This window comes from Gordonia neofelifaecis NRRL B-59395, from assembly GCF_000192435.1.
GTDB lineage: Bacteria > Actinomycetota > Actinomycetes > Mycobacteriales > Mycobacteriaceae > Gordonia > Gordonia neofelifaecis.
The window spans coordinates 103,735-122,116 of record NZ_AEUD01000009.1; the positions used below are offsets into that span (position 1 = coordinate 103,735).

Sequence of the window (18,382 nt, forward strand, 5' to 3'; positions counted from 1 at the left end):
CCGGGCATGGGGTCATCCCGCCGCCTCCAGACCGAGTGCCCGGCGCGCGATCAGTCCGCGCATCACCTCGGAGGTGCCGCCGCCGATGGTCTCCAGAATTGCCTGACGCCAGAGGAATTCGACGTCGGTGCCGGACACCAGCGCCTCGGGCGAACCGAACTCCATGGCGGCCCGGCCGATGTCCTGGCAGGCCAGAGTCCCGGCCAGCTTGTGGTAGGCCGCTGCGACCGCCGACGGCTCCCCGGCGTCGATCTCGTCGAGCAGCGCCAGCGACAGCGCCTGCACCTCCAGTACCTTCGATCCCAGTTCTGCCAATCGCTGCCGCACTGAGGGCTGCTCGTCGAGCCCCACGGCGTGCACCCAGGCGATCAGATCCTCGAGATCGCGTCGGACGCGCTTGGGCGGAAACTGTACGTGGCGTTCCACGGCGAGCGCTGAGCTCACCACCTCCCAGCCACGGTTCTCCGCACCGACGCGGTTCGCGGCGGGCACTTCGACACCGTCGAAACGCACCTCGTTGAGGCGGCCGCCGTCGAATGTCGGGATGGGTGAGACGGTAACGCCGGGGGTGTCGAGCGGAACGATGAACACGCTGAGCCCCCTGGACCGGTCGCTGAGCTCCCCGGTCCGTGCCAGCAGCCAGACGTCGTCGGCCCAGTGGGCGTTCGACGTCCAGCACTTGGCTCCGTCGATCCGGTACCGGTCGTCCTGCACGACGGCACGGGTCCGGACCCCGCCGAGATCCGACCCGGCCTCCGGCTCGGAGTAGCCGAGACAGAAGTTGCGGGTCCCCGCCCGCAGGGCAGGGAGGAATCGCTCGATCTGGTCCGGGGAGCCGTGTGCCATGAGCGCCTTCGCCACCAGACCGGAACCCATCGGCGGGCGCGCCACCCGGGCGTAGGCCATCTCGTCCCACAGGATGAACTCGTACACCGGCGGCAGCCCCGCGCCGCCGAACTCCGTCGGCCACGACAGCGACAGCCAGCCCCGCGCCCCCAGCTCCCGATAGACCTCCTTCAGCGTCCGCCACGCGTCGACGCCCCGATGGAAGTAGCCGTCCGAGCCGCGGTAGTCGTCGAGAAAGGCCAGGACCTCCCGGCGGAAGTCCTGTGCCTCGGCGGAGAATCCGAAGTCCATCTCACTTCTCCGGACGTGCCACGGTGGTCCACTGCGGTTCACGGCGCTCACTGAAGGCGCGCGGCCCCTCCTTCGAGTCCGGGTGCGCCCAGTGCATCCGAAGCAGGGACCAGCCGTACTCGCACGCCTGCGAGTAGCCCGCCTCCAGCGAGTTCCAGACGGCCTGCTTCGACAGCGAGACCGCGGCGGGCGAGTTCGCGGCGATGCTGCGGGCGATCTGCTCGGCGGTCTCCATCAACTCACCCGGCGCGACGAGCTCGTCCACCAGACCGAGCTGATACGCCCGTTCGGCGGGCAGCCGGTAGTCACGTCCCATCAGGGTCATCCGCAGCGCGGTGCCGAGCGGGAGCCGCTTGGCCAAGCCGATGTTCTCCATCGCGCCGACCAATCCGACGTTCACGTGGGTGTCCATGAAGGCGGCGTGATCGGCGGCGACGACGATGTCCGCGTCGACCACGAAGTGCAGTCCGGCTCCCGCGACCAATCCGTTCACGGCGCTGATGACGGGTTTCCACACCCGGTTCTGGTGCGGTGACCAGTACACCTCGTCGGTCAGCGGCCCGGTTCCGGTGCTCATACCGCCCCGCAAGGCGACGGCGTCGACGTCCGCGCCGGTGCAGAAGTGCTTCTCACCCGCGCCGGTGACGATAGCCGCGCGGATGTCCGGATCATCGCGCACCTCGCCCCAGACGTCCTTCATCATCGGCATCATCGCGCCGGTGAGGGAGTTCCCCTTGTGGGGGCGGTTCAAGGTGATGTAGGCGATGTGGTCGCGCTTCTCGAACAGCACCTCCGGCGCCGTCTGGTCCCCTGCTGCGTCGGTTCCGGTCATCGTGTGCTGGCCTCTCTGCTGAAGATGGTGGTGACGTGATGTTGAAGGTCGGCGCTGTTCGCGGCCCCGAGCGAGAGCTGCCGGATGCGACGGGTGAGGTGGGCCAGTGGCCCCTCGATCGTGTAACCGATCGCACCCATCGCCTGATGGGCGGTGAAGGCTGCGCTCAGCGCGGCGCGGGACGCCGACAGTCGGGCGCCGGCCGCCAGGCCCGCGCCGTCTGGATGCTTCGCATCGAGCGCATTGGCCGCGACCACCGTGAGCCGCCGGGCGGACTCCAGCCCGGTGCTCGCATCGGCGAGTGGGTGCGCCACCGCCTGAAACGATCCGATCGGCCTCCCGAACTGCTCGCGGGTGCGCGCATGCTCCACCGCGGTGTCCAGCATGCGTTCGCCCGCGCCCACCAGGTAGCCGGCGGTCGCGAGATCGGCGAGCCGGCCGGCCGCCGCAGACCGCGCCAGCGGCCGTTCACGGGCCAGCCTCACCCGCGCCCACGGCTCGCCGCCGAGGGTCTCGACCGGTTCGACGGCGCCGGCCGGCCGGGCGGTCCAGGCGTCGTCGCCGCAGCGGTCGATGAAGACGTCGGCCACCGCGGCCCACGGCACCAGGGGCGGCGTGCCGACCGCGACGATCGCGCGGCCGTCGATCACGTCGGCCGCCTCGGCGGTCGGCAGCGCGTGTGCGGCGAAGAACGTCGCCGCAACCGGTCCGGGCGCAGCGACGGCGCCGAGCTCCAAGCAGGCGGCGACGATGCCGCCCGCCGCCGGGTCCTCGCCGGGTACGGCCATCGCGAACACACCCAGGTCACCGGCCAGACCGATCCAGAACTCGTTCGGGAAGGCGGTGACCGGAGTCCGCTGGATCTCCTCGGTGCAGTTCGCGCGGCAGTAGCCCCGCACCGCCTCCGCGAGCGCCCGGTGGTCCTCGTGCAGGACCGAGGGACGGTTCATCGCCGATCCCCGCCCCAGCGGGCGGCGGTCAGCGCGCGCCGATGCCCCGCCACGCCGTCCAGTTCCGTACGGAGCGACTGAAGGCGCAGCGTGTACAGGTGCAGGTCGTGCTCGCGGGTGAGCCCGATTGCTCCCATGAGCTGGTGCGTCTCGCGGGTCACCCGGCCGATCGCACCGGCCGCGTGCGCCGCGGCCGCCGCGGCCGCTTCGGTGGGCGCACCGAGGAACGCCGCTTCGTACGTGAGCCACCGCGCCCCGGTCACCAGAACCGACAGTTCGGCGAGCCGATGAGCCAGTGCCTGGAACGAACCGATCGGCCGGCGGAACGCGGTGCGGTCCTTCGCGTACCGCACCGCGATGTCGACGGCGCTCTGCATCATCCCGACCGCTTCCGCCGCCAGTCCCACCCGCCACCAGTCGGTCATCGTGGCTGCGCTTCCCGCTGCCTGCGCGACACCGCCCGCGGCGGCGGCGTCGGCGTCGATCCGGCCGAGCGCGAAGCCGTAGGCGGACGGCGCGGCGCCGGAGGGCAGCGCGGGATGCAGCACCGCGTGGTCGTCGCCCGCCACCAGCACGGCCGCGGCCTCGCCGCCGAACCGTATCGGCGAGGCGTCTGCGGTACGCATCAGCGCCACCGCACCGTCCACGGCTTCCAGGCCCAGCGCGGGCAGGACCAGCAGGTGCGCTGCGGCCGAGATCGTTCCGAGGTGTGCACCGATGCGTTCGACGGCCAGTGCGGCCCCGGCCGGACCGACGCTGGGCTCGTCGAAGAGGTCGAAGAAGCCGCCCGTCCGGAGTTCGGCATCGAGCGCGTGATCGTAGCCCTCGACACCGTCGAGCTTGCGGCAGCGCTGCGGGCCCGCGTACCGGATCAGCAGCGTGTCGAGCGCATCGGTCACCGACCGTTGCGTGGCTGAGAGATCGAAATCCATGTCTTTGTCACTCCTTCGGCAGTTCCAGGACCAGCCTGGCGATCAGATTGAGCTGCACCTCGTAACTTCCGGCGGCGATCCCCGCCCCCAGCGAGTTGCGGAACTGCGCGTCGCCCAGCGAGTCGGCGACGAGCGCTTCGGGACCCATGACGTCGAGCGCCAGGTCCCCGACGGCCCGCTCGGCCTGCACCATCGCGGCGCGGGCCTGGTAGGCGTGGGGGGTGGGCTCCATGTCCTTGGCCCGTTCGTCGATGACCCGATAGACCAGAATCCGTGCCGCTTCGCACAGTGCCCGCGCGTGTCCGAATCGCTCGGCGACCGAGGAGTCCGCCAACAGTCCGCGCGCGGCGGCCCAGTCCGCCAGACCGTCGAGCACGAGCGCCGCCCGCGCGTACCGGGGGGCGCCCACCCGCTCGTAGGCCAGAGTCCGCCGGACGATGCTCCAACCGCGATTCTCCTCGCCGAGCATCGCCGTCGCGGGCACCCTGACATCGGTGAGGAAGACCTCGTTGAAGGAGTCGTCGCCGACCACGCCGTCGATCCGGCGCACCTCCACCCCCGGCGTGCGCATCGGCAGCAGAAAGACCGAGATCCCGTCGCGCCCGGAGGCAGCGGTGCCGGTACGTGCCAGCAGGAAGCAGTAGTCGGCACCGTGGGCGTACGACGTCCAGATCTTCTGCCCGGTGATCACGTAGTCGTCACCGTCACGGACCGCTCGGGTCTGCAGCGACGCGAGGTCGGTTCCGGCCTCCGGTTCGGAGAAGCCCTGGCACCACTGCACCTCGCCCCTGGCGATGGGCGGCAGTAGCTCGGCCCGCTGCTCGGGCGTGCCGTACTTGATGATCGCCGGTCCGACCCAGTTGACGTTCATGTACTGCGGCCCGCGCGGTTCGCCGCGCTTCCACAGTTCCTCACCGAGCACGAAGTGCTGCCACGCTCCCCGGCCTCCGCCGCCGTACTCCTTCGGCCAGTGAGGCGTGAGGTGCCCTCTGCTCGCCAGTCGCTTCACGAAGGTGCGGGAGAAGTCGGTGTACACGGCACTGCCCAAGCCGGTGCCGTCCGCGCGATCCCACCCGTCGGTCAGCTCCCGGTTCAGGAAGCCGATCAGTTCGTCCTGGAACGCGGCATCGGCATCCGCCAGCGCGAACTCCATATTGAGTGCTCCTAACTCCGTTTGCGGCAACATAAAAAGTGTACTTAATTGAGGTCGCCAATCAAGACTGTTGCGGAGATCGGGTGATCATCGGTCGATCAACGCAGGTAGACTCCCATATCACTCCCCGAGAAGCGGCCGCCCTCCCACATTCCTAACCGAAACCCCTTCCCGAGTACCGACCATATAAGTACACTCTTCATTCATCGACATGTGGCGTGGGACACCGTCGCGACGGCCCGCGGCCCCGACCCCGCCCGAGAGGAGACGACCGTGCAGGACCTCGCACTGCCGATGTGGCTCACCGCTGCAGGCGCGCAACGTCACGGAGCCCACCGCATCGCGATGCGCGACGAGAACGGATCGATGACGTACGCCGAACTCGCCGAAGCGATGGCCGGCGTCGGCGCCGGACTGCTCGAGACCGGACTGCGGCCGGGCGATGTGGTGGTGACGGCGATGGAACCGTCGATCCCCCATGTCGTCGCCCTGCTCGGTGCGATGCGCGCGGGCATGATCGCCGCGCCCCTCGGCACCCGACTGACCTCGAGTGAGGCGGTCGCCTACCTCGAACACCTGCAGCCGGCGGCGGTAGTCACCGACCACGCCCATGCCGATCTCGCCCACACGCTCGGACACCGGGTGATCGACCTGCCCGAGGCCGACGCGTCGACTGGAGATCGACTCGCCCCGCTGCGCCGCGCGCCGGTCGACCTTCCGGCGCCTGGCGAGAACGATCCGGCGATCATCTTCCCGACCGGTGGGACCACCGGTGCGCCGAAGGGCGCGGTGCACACGCACCGGACACTCTGGTTGTGGTTGAACACCTGCGCGCACGGCAATCCCCGGGTGCCGACCGACGTCGAACTGTGCTTCTCACCCTTCTTCCACATCACCCTCGGCACCAATCTGTTCACACCGCTCCTCGCCGGCGGTGAGGTATGGATTCAGCGTCGATTCGACGCGGGCGCGGCACTCGAGGCGATCGACCGCGGTGCCACCCGGCTGATGGGCGCGCCGACCATGTTCACCGCGCTCCGCGCGCACCCGCAGTTCGACTCAGTCGATCGCAGCGGCGTCACGGCGATCAGATACGGTTCCACGCCGTCCACCGGAGAGTTCATCCACGACCTCATGCGCGACTTCCCGAACGCGCGCATCCGCGCCGGCTTCGGTGCCACTGAGTTCGGCTCGGTGATCGGCTTCGATCACGAGGACCTCCTCGCCGGACGAGTCTCCGGCATCGGCCGGCCGCTCCCCGGCGTCACCGTACGAGTGCTGACCGGGGACGGCCAGGAGGCCGGACCCGGAGAGGTCGGCGAGCTGGTGGTGTCGTGCCCGTGGCAGACGATCGGCTACTACGGCCGCCGCGAGGACACCGCCGAGACCTACCGATGCGACGGTGTCCATGTCGGCGACCTCGCGACCCGGGACGCGGACGGGTGGCTCTCGATCGTCGGCCGGTCCAAGGAGATGATCATCAGCGGCGGCGAGAACGTCTTCCCCCGCGAGGTGGAGACCGTCCTGCTCGATCATCCGGCCGTCGCCGACGTCATCGTGTACGGCGTGCCCGACGAGTTCTGGGGCGAGCGCGTCGAAGCCGCGGTGGTCCCCGCCGGGGGCGCCATCGTCGAGGCGGAGCAGCTCCGCGATCACTGCCGGGCCCGCCTGGCGGGCTTCAAGATCCCGAAGGCCGTGCGCACGATCGAATCGATTCCGCTGACTCCCAACAACAAACCCGATCGGCGCGCGGTGCGTGCCGCCGCGCTCACCGTGACCGGCTGACTCCCGGACGCTGCCCCAACGGGGACGGCAACACTCGACCCCTTCGCTTCCCACTCCACCGGCGACCGCTTCGGCCGCCATGTCCGCATGCCCTCGACCACCCAGATCGGACGGATCCCATGGACACCGACTCCCCCACTCCCGACGCAGGCGTCGCGACTCCCGACACCGTGCCCGACACGCCTGCTCCCGACGACGGCTGGACGCCGCGCCTGGTCGCGTCGCTCATCGCGATCGTGCTGACGCTCGAGATGCTCGCCGTCAGTTACATGATGATCTCCATCGCGCTGCCGCACATCGCCACCCACTTCCACACCGATCAGGGTGCCTGGCTGCTGACCGCTTTCCTCCTCGTCGGCGCGGTCTCGGCGCCGCTCGTCGGGCGCCTGGCCGACCTGTACGGCAAGCGGCGTCTGCTGCTCGCCTGCATGATCGGCGCCGCCTCGGGCTCGCTCCTGTCCGCGCTCGCCGGGTCGTACGCGCTGCTCCTCGCCGGCCGCGCCCTCACCGGGCTGCTGACACCGTGCCTGTTCCTCAGCTACTCGCTGATCCGCGACGTATACCCGGCGCGGACCGTTCCGCTCGCCGTGAGCATCGCGACCAGCGGCATGGGCGTCATCACGGTCGCCGCACCGTTCCTCACCGGATGGCTCATCGACGACTTCGGGTTCCGCAGCATCTTCTGGTTCGCGGTGATCCTCCTGCTCGTTCTGGCCGTCGTACTGGTCTGGACCACCGACGAATCGCCGGTCCGGGCCCGGGCCCGTCTCGATGTGGTCGGCGCGTCGTTGATCGGCGGCGGCCTGGCTTGCGTCCTGGTCGGGATCAGCTTCGGTCCGACGTGGGGCTGGACCGCGGGCTCGACTCTCACGTGGCTCGTCGTCGGGGTCGCCCTGCTGGCCTGTTGGCTGTGGTCCGCGACGGTGATCCGCCAGCCATTGATCGACCTGCGGATCCTCCGTCGACGGTCCGTCGCGCTGACCACGGCGGGCGCCGGCGCCTGCTACGGAGCCGGCGTCGTGTACTCGCTGGTCCTGCCGATCATGTGCATGACCCCGGCCTCGCTGGGCCTCGGTTACGGATTCGGCGTCGACGCCACCGGGTTCGCGCTGTTCCAGGCCCCGTTCGGCGCGGGCACGCTGATCGGCGGCATCGTCGTGGGTCTGACGGTGCCGCGGCTGCGAGCCCGCGACCTGATGGCGGCGGGCCTGTTCATCGAGACCGCCGCCGCGCTCGCCTCGGCAGGCATGCACGACCACCGCGGCGCGCTCATCGCGTTCATCGCGGTCTTCGGATTCGGGCAGGGTCTGATCTACGCCGCTATTCCGAACCTCGTGATCGCGGCGGTGGCCCCGCAACTGCAGGCGACCGCCGCGAGCCTGGTCGGTGTCTCCCAGAGCCTGGTCTCGGCGATCGTCCCGGTCGTCGCCTTCGCGCTACTGAACTCGCACGTCGCGACGGTGGTCGACGGCGGTGTCTTCTACACCGACGGCGGGATCACCGCTGTCTTCTGGCTCTCGTCGGGCCTCGCCCTGGCCGGCGCCGTGGCGGCCATGGCGCTGCCTCGCGTGATCCGGCCGCTCTCGTTGACGGCCGACGACGAGGAGGCACGCGCCTCCGCGACGGCCGTGCCCGCCGCCTGACCGACACCCGCACCAGATCCAATCGAAAGGAGCCATCACCGTGCCCGATTCCACGCCCGACATTCGCGAACTCGGAAAGAAGGTCAGCAACTGGGGTCGCTGGGGCCCCGACGACGAGCTCGGCACCACCAATCTGATCACCCCGGAGCGAGTGGCCGCGGCCGCGCCGCTGATCCGGACCGGCGAGGTCTTCGATCTCGGCATCCCCCTCGATGAGAACGGCCCCCAGCCCGGCGGCTACCGCATCAATCCGGTGCGGCTGATGTCCGACACCGGACAGGAGCAGCTGTTTCCGGGCGGCTTCAAGTACGCCGACGATTACGTCTTCATGCCCCTGCAAGCGGCGTCGCAGTACGACTCGCTGGCCCACGTCCACTACGACGGCTTCCTCTACAACGGCCACCCCGATTCGGGTCTGACCGTCAAAGGCGCGAGCCGGTGCGGCATCGACACGCAGGCCAAGGGAATCGCCGGTCGCGGCGTACTGCTCGACGTCGCGCGATTCCGCGGCATCGACTGGCTCGAGGGCGGCACCGCGATCGGCGCCGAGGAACTCACCGATGTGGCCGCCGCCCAAGAGGTCGACGTCCGCCCGGGCGACATCGTCCTGATCCGCACCGGATGGCGGAAGAAGTTCGTCACCGACAACGACGCCGTCGAATTCACCTCGAGCGAACCCGGTTTGGCGCTGGAGTGCGCTACCTGGCTCCGCGACCGCGACGTCGCCGTCGTCGGCTCGGACAATTTCGGCATCGAGGTGTTTCCGGGGGAGAATCCGGACGCACTGATGGAACTGCACATGGTGCTGATCCGCGACATGGGGATGACCCTCGCCGAAATGCTCGACCTCGAGGAGCTCGCGCACGCCTGCGCCGCCGACGGCCGGTACGAGTTCTTCTACGCCGGTCCGCCCCTCAAGTTCACCCGCGGCGTCGGCTCGCCGATCAATCCCCTCGCCATCCGATGACTGCGGCCGCAGACTCCGCTCACCTGCGCCGGGTCGCGCTGTCGGGCCTGCTCGGCACCGTGATCGAGTACTACGACTTCCTGCTCTAGGAGCACCATGGCGGCACTCGTCTTCGGCGATGCCTTCTTCCCATCGGAGAGCGCCGCCCTGTCGACGATCGCCGCGTTCGGTACCTTGGCGGCGGGCTACGTCGCACGCCCGTTGGGCGGACTGATTCTTCGGCCACTTCGGCGACCTGGCGGGCAGCGAGTCGATAGTCGTGATCACCATGGTGATGATGGGTGCGGCGAGCTTCTTGATCGGCGTCGTACGCACCTATGCCGCCATCGGCGCCGGATTCGCTCCGCTCGCGGCCACGAGTCTAGTGACCGCAGCCGGCCGCTGAGCCTCATCATCATCGCCGGCGCCGCAGTCACGATCGTCTCGATCCGGCAGGTGGCCGAGACCCGGGGCCGAGACTTGAATCGCCGGCCACCGCGGCACCCGGCAACCCCGACCGACGCGATGAGCATGGCCGACGGCTAGCCGAAACGCATCACGGTCCGGCCACCCGCTTCCGGGTGCCGGACCGTGATGCGGTCGTGCGCGGGGGCTCTCTACGCTCCCGCCGATGCCAGTTCGGCGTCCATCCGAAGGAGGCCGGAGCCGTCCTCGTTGACCAGGTGCAGACGGCCGACGATCTCGCTGACCGTGGCCTCCTCCTCGATCTGCTCGGACACGAACCAGTCGATGGTCGGACGCGAGTCGATGTCGCCCTGTTCCTGCGCCAGTCGGTACAGCGCGCGGATCGCCTCCGAGATGTCCTTCTCGGCGTCCAGCGCGATCTCGAAGATCTCGGTGACGGTGTCGGCCTTGATCGAGGGGATGGCGATGTCGCCGATGACCGGGCGATTCTCGCGGTTGGTCATGTGCTGCACGAGCCGGTCCGCGTGGCCGAGCTCTTCCGAGGAGTGATTGCGCATCCACGACGCCATTCCGGGCAGGTCGCGCAACTCCAGTTCCACAGCCAACTGACGGTAGAGCATCGCGGATTCGAATTCACGGGTGATCTGCTTGCCGAACTCGACTTCGAGTTCCTCATTCATTTTCATATCCACTCCCCTGTATATGAATTCACCGGCGATGTCTTCGCCGCGATGTCTCCACCGTAAGCAGAAAAACCAATTCTGACCAGCGAGGAAAGGGTTACCGAAATCAATTCAGGTATGGGATACCTAAGTAATAGAGTGTCCGTCGATTGGCATTCAGCACTTCCTCTCCTACCCGCTGATCGGCCATCGGCGCGTCAGCTCCGGCGCGACCGGAATCGACGCAGCCGGAGACTATTCGCGACCACGAACACCGACGAGAAGGCCATCGCGAGACCGGCCATCATCGGGTTCAGCAGGGCGGCCGCCGCCAGCGGCAGCGCCGCAACGTTGTAGGCGAACGCCCAGAACAGATTCCCCTTGATGGTGGCGAGCGTCTTGCGCGACAGCGCGATGGCGTCGACCACCGCCCAGAGGTCACCACTGACCAGCGTCAGATCCCCGGCCTCGATCGCCACGTCGGTACCGGTGCCCATCGCCAGCCCGAGGTCGGCGGAGGCGAGGGCGGCCGCGTCGTTGACGCCGTCGCCGACCATCGCGACCACGCGGCCGGAGTCCTGCAACCGCCTCACCTCGTCGACCTTGCCGTCCGGGGTGACGTCGGCGATCACCTCGTGGATGCCGACCTGTTCCGCGACGTGCCGCGCCGCGCCGTCGTTGTCGCCGGTCAGCAGGACCGGTCGCAGACCCATTCGCTTGAGTTCGGCGATCGCCGCCGCAGACGTGGGTTTGACCGTGTCGGCCACGACGATGACGCCGGCCACCGCGTCGAGGTAGGTCACCACGACGGGCGTCGCGCCTTCCGCCGAGGCCGCGGCGATCTTCTCACGCATCGCCTCGTCGAGCGGGACGGGAACGTCTCGCGGCCCGGTGACGGTGACGCGCAGTCCGTCGATGAACGCCGTGACACCGGCTCCCGCGAGATTGCGGAAGTCGCCGGTCCCCGGAAGGTCGATACCGAGATCCGCAGCACGCCGGACCACCGCACGCCCGATGGGGTGCTCCGAGTTCGCTTCGACGGCGGCGGCCCGCGCCAGCAGATCCGCCTCTTCGACACCGTCGGCGGTGATGACGTCGCGGACGGCCATCTCACCGGTGGTGACGGTGCCGGTCTTGTCGAGCACCACGGTGTCCACACGCCGGGTCGACTCCAGCACCTCCGGTCCCTTCAGCAGGATGCCCAGTTGCGCGCCGCGCCCGGTGCCGACCATCAGCGCGGTCGGCGTCGCCAGTCCGAGCGCGCACGGGCAGGCGATCACGAGCACCGACACCGCAGCGGTGAGCGCCAGCGTGACGCCGCCGCCGACGCCGAGCCAGAATCCGAGGACGCCGACCGCGATCGCGATGACCACCGGGACGAAGTACGCCGAGATTCGGTCCGCGAGCCGCTGCACCTGCGCTTTGCCGGCCTGCGCATCGGCGACCATCTTCGCCATGTGCGACAGCGCGGTATCCGCCCCGATCGCCGACGCCTGCACTTCGAGTCGACCGTGGGCGTTGACGGTGCCGCCGACCACCTTGTCGCCCACGGCGACCTCCACCGGGATCGACTCGCCGGTGAGCATCGACTGATCGACCGCGGAGGCTCCCGCGACCACTCGACCGTCGGTCGCGATCTTCTCTCCGGGACGGACGACGAAGCGCTCGTCGACCTTCAGCTCGCCGATCGGAACAGTGATCTCACGGCCGTCGCGCAGCACCGTCACGTCCTTGGCGCCCACCTCGGCCAGCGCACGCAATGCGTCTCCGGCGCGGAGCTTGGCCCGCTTCTCGAAGTATCGGCCGGCCAGCAGGAACGTGGTCACGCCCGCGGCCGCTTCGAGGTAGATGTTCGACGAGCCGTCGCCGCGTGAGGCGATCAGGTCGAACCCGTGCGTCATGCCCGGCACACCGGCGTCGCCCCAGAAGAGAGCGTAGACCGACCATCCGAAGGCGGCGAGCGTGCCGACCGAGACGAGGGTGTCCATCGTGGTGGTGCCGTGCCGGGCGCCCGCGAGGGCCGCCCGATGGAACGGCAGCGCGCCCCACACCACGACCGGGGCGGCGAGGGTCAGCGACAGCCACTGCCAGTAGGTGAACTGCCAGGCAGGCACCATCGCCAGCGCGATCACCGGAACGGTGAGGACGGCGGACACGATCAGCCGGTGCCGCAGCGCGGAGAGCTCGGTCTCGGCGCGCGACGGCCGCAGGTCCTCGTCGGCAGGTCCCGCAGCTGCGGTGACCTGCCGGACCGGCGACGCGTCGTACCCGGCGGCCCGAACCGCCTCGATCAGATCGTCGGCGGTGACGTCGGCGTCGTATTCGACGTGGGCCTGCTCGGTCGCGTAGTTGACCGTCGCCGTCACACCGTCGAGCTTGTTCAGTTTGCGTTCGATCCGGTTGGCGCACGAGGCACACGTCATCCCGATGAGTTCGAGGTCGAGTTCCCGATCGACGGTGATCGACTGTGTCATCAGTGCATTCCCTCCTGATCGTGCTGCATCACGGTGCCGTGCGACGGTTGCGGATCGGTGTCCCACGGTCCGACGGCCCGGCCGATGCCGAACGTCGCTCCGAAGACGACCGCGAGGCCGGCGGCGAATGCGGCGATCCGCACGCCCGGCCTCGACGGCGCGGTCACTGGACCCGGTAGCCGGCTTCGGCGACAGCTGCGCCGACGGCGGCCGGATCGAGCGGAGCGTCGCTGGTGATGTCCACGCGACCGCTGGCGACATCGACATCCACCTGCTGGACGCCAGCCAGTTCCGAGATCTCCTCGCGGACCGACGCGGCGCAGTGCCCGCAGGTCATTCCGGTGACGGTGACGGTGGTGGTGGCGCTCATGGTTTCGCTCCTAGGTTTCGATCAGTGGTTGTCGATCAGCGGGGTTCGGGAGGTCCGGTCAGGACTTGACGAGCCGGGTGATGGCCTTCATGGCCTCATCGACCTTGGCCTCCGCGGCGGCATCGCTTTCGCGGGCGGCTTCGACCACGCAGTGGTTCATGTGCTCGTGCAGCAGGCCGAGGCCGACGGACTCGAGGGCCTTGGTCATCGCCGACACCTGCGTGAGGATGTCGATGCAGTAGGCCTCCTCGTCCACCATTCGCTGCAGACCGCGGGCCTGACCCTCGATCAGCTTGAGCCGACGGATGAACTTGTCCTTCTCCGGCAGATATCCATGGCCTGCGTGACCGTGGGCGGTCGCCGCGTCATCGGTGGTCATCCCGACTCCCTTCGATACCCCCATTGGGTATCTTGATTACAGTTCTACACCTCATTCTGCATTACGTCTACCCCCTAGGGGTATCAGCTCTGGACACGTCTGGGGACCAGCGGGGTTCGAGAGATGAGACGGGCGGTCCCGGAAGCGGAACAGGCGCCGGGTCAGCGCGGCTTCAGCACGTCGGCGAGCCGTCCGAGCGACTTCGCGACGTCGTGCAGCGCAGCCGAGACCTCTCCGTCGTCACGCGCCTCGGGAAGTGAGCGCACGTGCGCGGCCACATCCTCGACGACAGCGGTGACCGACCAGACATCGGTGCTGCCGGGCAGCGGGCGGCGCGCCATCGGGACGCCCATCCGCACCGGATCCCAGCTCGACGAGATCACCTCGACCATCGGTGTCGTCAGCACGGCCGCGGCACCCGGTCGGACCTGAAGCATCGAGCGATCGACGACCACCTCGGCCGCCGCATCCGCATCGGCAGGCTCCTCCGCCGCACGATGGCGACTGCGTCTGACCGCGGGCTCGACCGCTTCCTCACCGACAGTCACCTCGGTGACGGGCTCGTCGCGGTCCTTCCTGCGACGACCGCGCTTCGGCTCCGGCGCCTGCGGCATCTCGACCGGCTCGACGTCGATCACCGGCTCGAAACGCGACGGACCGGAGACCACGGTCTCCTGTTCGGCGAAACCGGCGGGGTGATGCTCGGCGACATAATCGCCCGGCGACTGCGGCCACGCGGGGGCCGCCGGGTGGAAACTGCTCTCCGGGAAGGCGAGCAGGTCGGTCTGTGGCAGATTCTTGAGGCTGGGCATGCCCGCGAAGAGATCGTCGAGCGCCGACACCGTCAAACCACTGTTCTCCGGCGGAAGCGGCGGCGGGAGCTGAGGCGACGGCTCGGCGGTCGGCCGCTGTTCCGCCGGACGTTGCGGCTGCGCCGCACTCGCCAGACCGGCTCGCACCGCCCAGGCCGGCGGCGGCGCGGAATCGAGCGGCGACCGGGCCTGGTGCGGCGGCCCCGTCTGCGGACCCGCGGCGCGCCGAGGCTCCGCCGGGCTCACCGGAGGCGTCTGGTGACGACCGCGGTCAGGACCCGACGGAGGCCGAGCCCCGGTGTCCTCGCTCGCCGGGAAGTCCCGACCGAGCGGTGCCGCGTACCGGTGCGGACCGCCGTGACCGGCGAAGAACAGGCACGGCGCACCGTCGAGCGCCTGCGCCGGGCATTCGAACTCGTTCGCCAGATTCTGGGCGCCGCGCGCGTAGTCGTCCCACAGGAGCCACTGACGACGACCGGAATGATTCTGAGCACCGTCGGAGCCGTGCACGCCGGCATGCCCGGCGGGCAGAACGCAGGCGACCAGCCAGTCGTGCGCGGGTGTCAGGCGGAGCGAGGCACGTTCATCCAGGGTGGCGACGATCGAGGACCAGCAACCACCACCGCGCATTGCACAACACCTTCCCGTGAGTCTTTCTGCGACGAGTCTACGGAGCGCCCCCGACACTGACCATAGGCCCAGCGTCCCCGGCACGAACTGTCGCCATCCCCAACGCCGCCACTTCCACAAGTCGGTCGTCCGCACGACAGAATCGCCGCGGCGCGGCTTGCCGAGCGGCCCACGGGAAGTCGGCCCGATAATGGCACCCGCGCGACTCCTCGCGAGCGAGAGCGGCCGCGACCACCGCCCGGGCCGTGAGAGTCAGATTCGCGTCTTCGATGTCCGCGACCGTGTCGAGGGCGCGCATCGGCGCGGCGTCCAGCAGCGCCGCCAGTCGAGTGAGCCCCTCCGCCGTCCGGTCCAGTGCCGCCGCCCCCGACATGGCGTCCTGCAGCACGGTGCGATCGCACGCCGGGAGCGCGGTCAACGCAGGCACCTCCGGATACGACGGCGCCGTATGCGCGAGGGCCGCGGCGGACCGCGCCGCCACTCCGCCCATCACCAGGCCTTCGAGCAGGCTGTTCGACGCGAGCCTATTCCCACCGTGCAGGCCGGTACGGGCCACCTCGCCTGCGGCCAGCAGTCCCGGAACACTCGTGCGGGCGCCACCGTCGGTCACCACTCCGCCGCACAGGTAGTGCGCACCTGGGACCACCGGCAGCCGCTCGCCCACGATGTCCAGGCCCGATGCCCGGACTCCGGCGGTCACGGTCGGGAATCGTCCCTCGAAGTCGTCGATCGCCGAGATGTCGAGCCAGACATGCGGCGAGCCGGTGCGCCGCATCGCCGCGGTCACCGCCCGCGCGACGACGTCCCGCGGAGCGAGGTCGCCCAGCGGATGGACGCCGGCGGTGACCGACCGGCCGTCGGCGTCGACGAGCACGCCGCCCTCGCCGCGAACCGCTTCACTGACCAGCGTCCGCCGACCGCGGGCTCCGGGCACGTACAGCATCGTCGGGTGGAACTGCACGAACTCCAGGTCCGCCACCTCGGCGCCGGCGCGCAGCGCGAGCGCGATGCCGTCGCCGGTGGATCCCGACGGATTCGTGGTCGCCGAGTAGACGTGACCGAGTCCACCCGTCGCGAGGAGCACCGACGACGCCCACAGCGCAGCACGGACGCCGGACCGGACGTACTCCAGCCCGGCGGCACGACCGCCGGCGGTGAGGATCTGCGTGACGGTCGCGTGGTCGATCACCCGGACCGATGACTGCGCGACGGCGGCGGCGAGTGCCTCCTGCACGCGCGCGCCGGTCGCGTCGCCGCCGGCGTGGATGATCCGGCGGACGCTGTGCCCGCCCTCACGGGTCCGCAGGAACCGGCCCGCCGCGTCGATGTCGAACTCGGCTCCCCAGCGGACCAACTGGTCGACCGCCTCCCAGCCGGCGGCCAGAATCGGTTCCGTCGCAACCGGATCCGTGAGGCCGGCGCCCGCAGCGAGGGTGTCCGACAGATGCAGCGCCACCGAGTCGTCGACGTCGCCGGGATCCACGACGGCGATCCCGCCCTGCGCGTAGAACGTGGACGTCGAGTGCTCCGCGCCGGGCGGCGCCCAGGCCCAGCCCTTCGTCAGCACCGTGACCGACAGCCCGTGGCTCGCCGCCACGAGCGCAGCCGTCAGACCGGCGACGCCTGCGCCGACCACCACCAGGTCGACGTGGATCTGCTCGCTCATGCTTCACTCCCGCCGAGTTATCGACTGACAATCGAAAACGTGGTGCCGAGCGTACGCCGACGTGAGCCGGAGCACTACCCCGGGTTCGCCGCGAGGGCACCACCACCCCGGCGGCGCGAGCAGCGTGGTCGAATCCTGTTCGCCCACTACACTTGGCTGATTGTGATGACCAACCAGGAAGCGCCCAGCGCGCCGGCCCGCCATCGGCTGCCCGGCGTCTCCGCGGTCACCGAGGTCACCCGATTCACCACGACCGCCGGACACGCGGCCTTCGGAGTCGGTCGTCTGGTCGCCGATTCCGTCGCCGGACTCGCACGCGGCCGACGCCCGGGTACCGCGACGGTCGCGCACGAGGTGCGGCGGACGTTCGAGCACCTCGGCCCCACCTACGTGAAGCTCGGCCAGTTGATCGCGTCCAGCCCCGGCGTCTTCGGCACGACCATGGCCGACGAGTTCGCGACGCTGCTCGACCAGGTGCGGCCGGCCGACGCCGAAGCCGTCCGCCGGGTGTTCGTCGAAGATCTCGGCGCCCAGCCCGAGGACGTCTTCGCCGAGTTCGACATGGAGCCGATCGCCTCCGCCTCCATCGCGCAGGTGCACACCGCCACGTTGAAGAGCGGCGAGGAGGTCGTGGTCAAGATCCAGCGGCCCGGCATCGCCGACCGGCTCGCCCCCGACGTCGCGATCCTGGAGCGGCTCGCCGGTCTGATCGAGATGTCCGAATACGGGCGGATGCTCAGCGCCCGCCACGTCGTGCAGGACTTCGCCGACGGCCTCGACTCCGAACTCGACTTCCGCAATGAGGCTGCGACCATGGCCGAATGGTTCGACTGCCTCCAGCCGGGCCCGTTCGGCGACCGGGTCCGCGTACCTGCGGTGTACGACGACCTCACCACCGCGCGCGTACTCACCATGGAACGCATCTACGCCACCCGGATCGACGACGTCCGCGCCGTGCGGGCCGCCGGACACGACGGCGAGACGCTGTGCCGCAATCTGCTGCTGTCCCTGCTCGACTCGGCGTTCCACGGCGGACTCTTCCACGGCGATCTGCACGCGGGCAACGTTCTGGTGGACGCGGACGGAAAGCTGGTGATGCTCGACTTCGGCATCGTCGGCCGCTTCGACGCTCGGACGCGGCGGATTCTGCGTCAGCTGGTGGTCGACCTCGTCGTCAAGCAGGACTACGACTCAGCCGGGCGGGCGATCTTCCTGCTCGGAGCCGTGCACAATCCCGGGTCGACGTCGAAGGGCGCCGCCGATCTGCAGAGGGTGACCGCGCCCCTGTCGACCACCGAGATGGCCGCGATGTCGTACACCGACCTCGGACGTCAGCTGGCGGCCGTCGCGAAAGCCCACGACGCGCGACTTCCCCGAGAATTGGTGCTCGTCGGCAAACAACTGTTGTATGTAGAGAAATACATGAAGCTGCTGGCTCCGCGCTGGAAGGCGATCTCCGATCGCGAGATCTACGGCTACATGGCCGGAATCATGAAGGAAGCCGAACGCGACCGCCGCGCTCGCACACCGGCGTCCGGCACGACGAACCGACCGACCACACGCTGATCGAGAAGATACAGAGGAG

The 18,382-nt window shown here is 69.5% G+C and carries 16 protein-coding genes and 1 pseudogene; 5 read left to right on the top strand and 12 right to left on the bottom strand.

The features are described 5' to 3' along the window. Positions 1 to 12: 12 nt before the first annotated feature. The 5 genes from SCNU_RS11610 to SCNU_RS11630 are packed head-to-tail and all read right to left on the bottom strand — an operon-like array spanning position 13 to position 5,004. Positions 13 to 1,137 carry an acyl-CoA dehydrogenase family protein gene (locus tag SCNU_RS11610; RefSeq protein ID WP_009679566.1) on the bottom strand — a complete coding sequence of 375 codons (1,125 nt, stop codon included), beginning with the start codon at positions 1,135 to 1,137 and terminating at the stop codon, positions 13 to 15. A 1-nt stretch (position 1,138) separates the two neighbouring features. Further along, the gene (locus tag SCNU_RS11615; RefSeq protein ID WP_009679567.1) at positions 1,139 to 1,969 is read right to left on the bottom strand and encodes an enoyl-CoA hydratase/isomerase family protein; all 831 of its coding nucleotides are present in this window, start codon (positions 1,967 to 1,969) and stop codon (positions 1,139 to 1,141) included. Continuing rightward, on the bottom strand, positions 1,966 to 2,919 hold the full coding sequence (locus tag SCNU_RS11620; RefSeq protein WP_009679568.1) for an acyl-CoA dehydrogenase family protein: 954 nt from the start codon (positions 2,917 to 2,919) through the stop codon (positions 1,966 to 1,968). Before SCNU_RS11620 ends, SCNU_RS11615 begins: the two co-directional genes overlap by 4 nt. Continuing rightward, positions 2,916 to 3,851 carry an acyl-CoA dehydrogenase family protein gene (locus SCNU_RS11625; protein WP_009679569.1) on the bottom strand — a complete coding sequence of 312 codons (936 nt, stop codon included), beginning with the start codon at positions 3,849 to 3,851 and terminating at the stop codon, positions 2,916 to 2,918. Before SCNU_RS11625 ends, SCNU_RS11620 begins: the two co-directional genes overlap by 4 nt. Positions 3,852 to 3,858: 7 nt before the next feature. Continuing rightward, a complete protein-coding gene (locus tag SCNU_RS11630) occupies positions 3,859 to 5,004 on the bottom strand; it encodes an acyl-CoA dehydrogenase family protein (protein ID WP_009679570.1) in 1,146 nt (381 codons plus the stop codon). 273 nt (positions 5,005 to 5,277) lie between these two features. Between SCNU_RS11630 and SCNU_RS11635 the strand changes: the two genes are divergently transcribed. The 4 genes and pseudogenes from SCNU_RS11635 to SCNU_RS20195 all read left to right on the top strand — a co-directional run. After that, positions 5,278 to 6,789, top strand: coding sequence for a class I adenylate-forming enzyme family protein (locus SCNU_RS11635; protein ID WP_202945098.1), 1,512 nt, complete (start codon positions 5,278 to 5,280; stop codon positions 6,787 to 6,789). 119 nt (positions 6,790 to 6,908) lie between these two features. Continuing rightward, on the top strand, positions 6,909 to 8,432 hold the full coding sequence (locus SCNU_RS11640) for an MFS transporter (protein ID WP_009679572.1): 1,524 nt from the start codon (positions 6,909 to 6,911) through the stop codon (positions 8,430 to 8,432). 40 nt (positions 8,433 to 8,472) lie between these two features. Continuing rightward, a complete protein-coding gene (locus tag SCNU_RS11645; RefSeq protein ID WP_009679573.1) occupies positions 8,473 to 9,399 on the top strand; it encodes a cyclase family protein in 927 nt (308 codons plus the stop codon). Further along, positions 9,396 to 9,778: pseudogene (locus tag SCNU_RS20195) on the top strand (MFS transporter); the annotation flags it as partial. The gene SCNU_RS11645 and the pseudogene SCNU_RS20195, both read left to right, overlap by 4 nt. A 217-nt stretch (positions 9,779 to 9,995) precedes the next feature. On the opposite strand, the gene SCNU_RS11650 reads toward SCNU_RS20195, so the two are convergent. From SCNU_RS11650 to nadB, 7 genes are all read right to left on the bottom strand, one after another. Beyond that, on the bottom strand, positions 9,996 to 10,484 hold the full coding sequence (locus SCNU_RS11650; protein ID WP_009679576.1) for a ferritin: 489 nt from the start codon (positions 10,482 to 10,484) through the stop codon (positions 9,996 to 9,998). A 200-nt stretch (positions 10,485 to 10,684) separates the two neighbouring features. Further along, a complete protein-coding gene (locus SCNU_RS11655) occupies positions 10,685 to 12,940 on the bottom strand; it encodes a heavy metal translocating P-type ATPase (RefSeq protein ID WP_009679577.1) in 2,256 nt (751 codons plus the stop codon). Then, positions 12,940 to 13,107, bottom strand: a complete 168-nt coding sequence (locus tag SCNU_RS20620) for a hypothetical protein (RefSeq protein WP_175284100.1) — start codon at positions 13,105 to 13,107, stop codon at positions 12,940 to 12,942. Before SCNU_RS20620 ends, SCNU_RS11655 begins: the two co-directional genes overlap by 1 nt. After that, positions 13,104 to 13,310, bottom strand: a complete 207-nt coding sequence (locus SCNU_RS11660) for a heavy-metal-associated domain-containing protein (RefSeq protein WP_009679579.1) — start codon at positions 13,308 to 13,310, stop codon at positions 13,104 to 13,106. Before SCNU_RS11660 ends, SCNU_RS20620 begins: the two co-directional genes overlap by 4 nt. Before the next feature lie 58 nt (positions 13,311 to 13,368). Beyond that, complete coding sequence (locus tag SCNU_RS11665) at positions 13,369 to 13,689, bottom strand: metal-sensitive transcriptional regulator (protein WP_009679580.1); 321 nt, start codon at positions 13,687 to 13,689, stop codon at positions 13,369 to 13,371. A 161-nt stretch (positions 13,690 to 13,850) separates the two neighbouring features. Beyond that, positions 13,851 to 15,131, bottom strand: a complete 1,281-nt coding sequence (locus SCNU_RS20625) for a hypothetical protein (protein ID WP_009679581.1) — start codon at positions 15,129 to 15,131, stop codon at positions 13,851 to 13,853. Positions 15,132 to 15,168: 37 nt separating this feature from the next. Next, a complete protein-coding gene (gene nadB, locus SCNU_RS11675; protein WP_009679582.1) occupies positions 15,169 to 16,797 on the bottom strand; it encodes an L-aspartate oxidase in 1,629 nt (542 codons plus the stop codon). 165 nt (positions 16,798 to 16,962) lie between these two features. Here nadB and SCNU_RS11680 point away from each other — a divergent pair, with 165 nt between their 5' ends. Continuing rightward, positions 16,963 to 18,363 (top strand): ABC1 kinase family protein, encoded by a 1,401-nt coding sequence (locus tag SCNU_RS11680; RefSeq protein WP_009679583.1) that lies wholly within the window; start codon positions 16,963 to 16,965, stop codon positions 18,361 to 18,363. Positions 18,364 to 18,382: the final 19 nt, after the last annotated feature.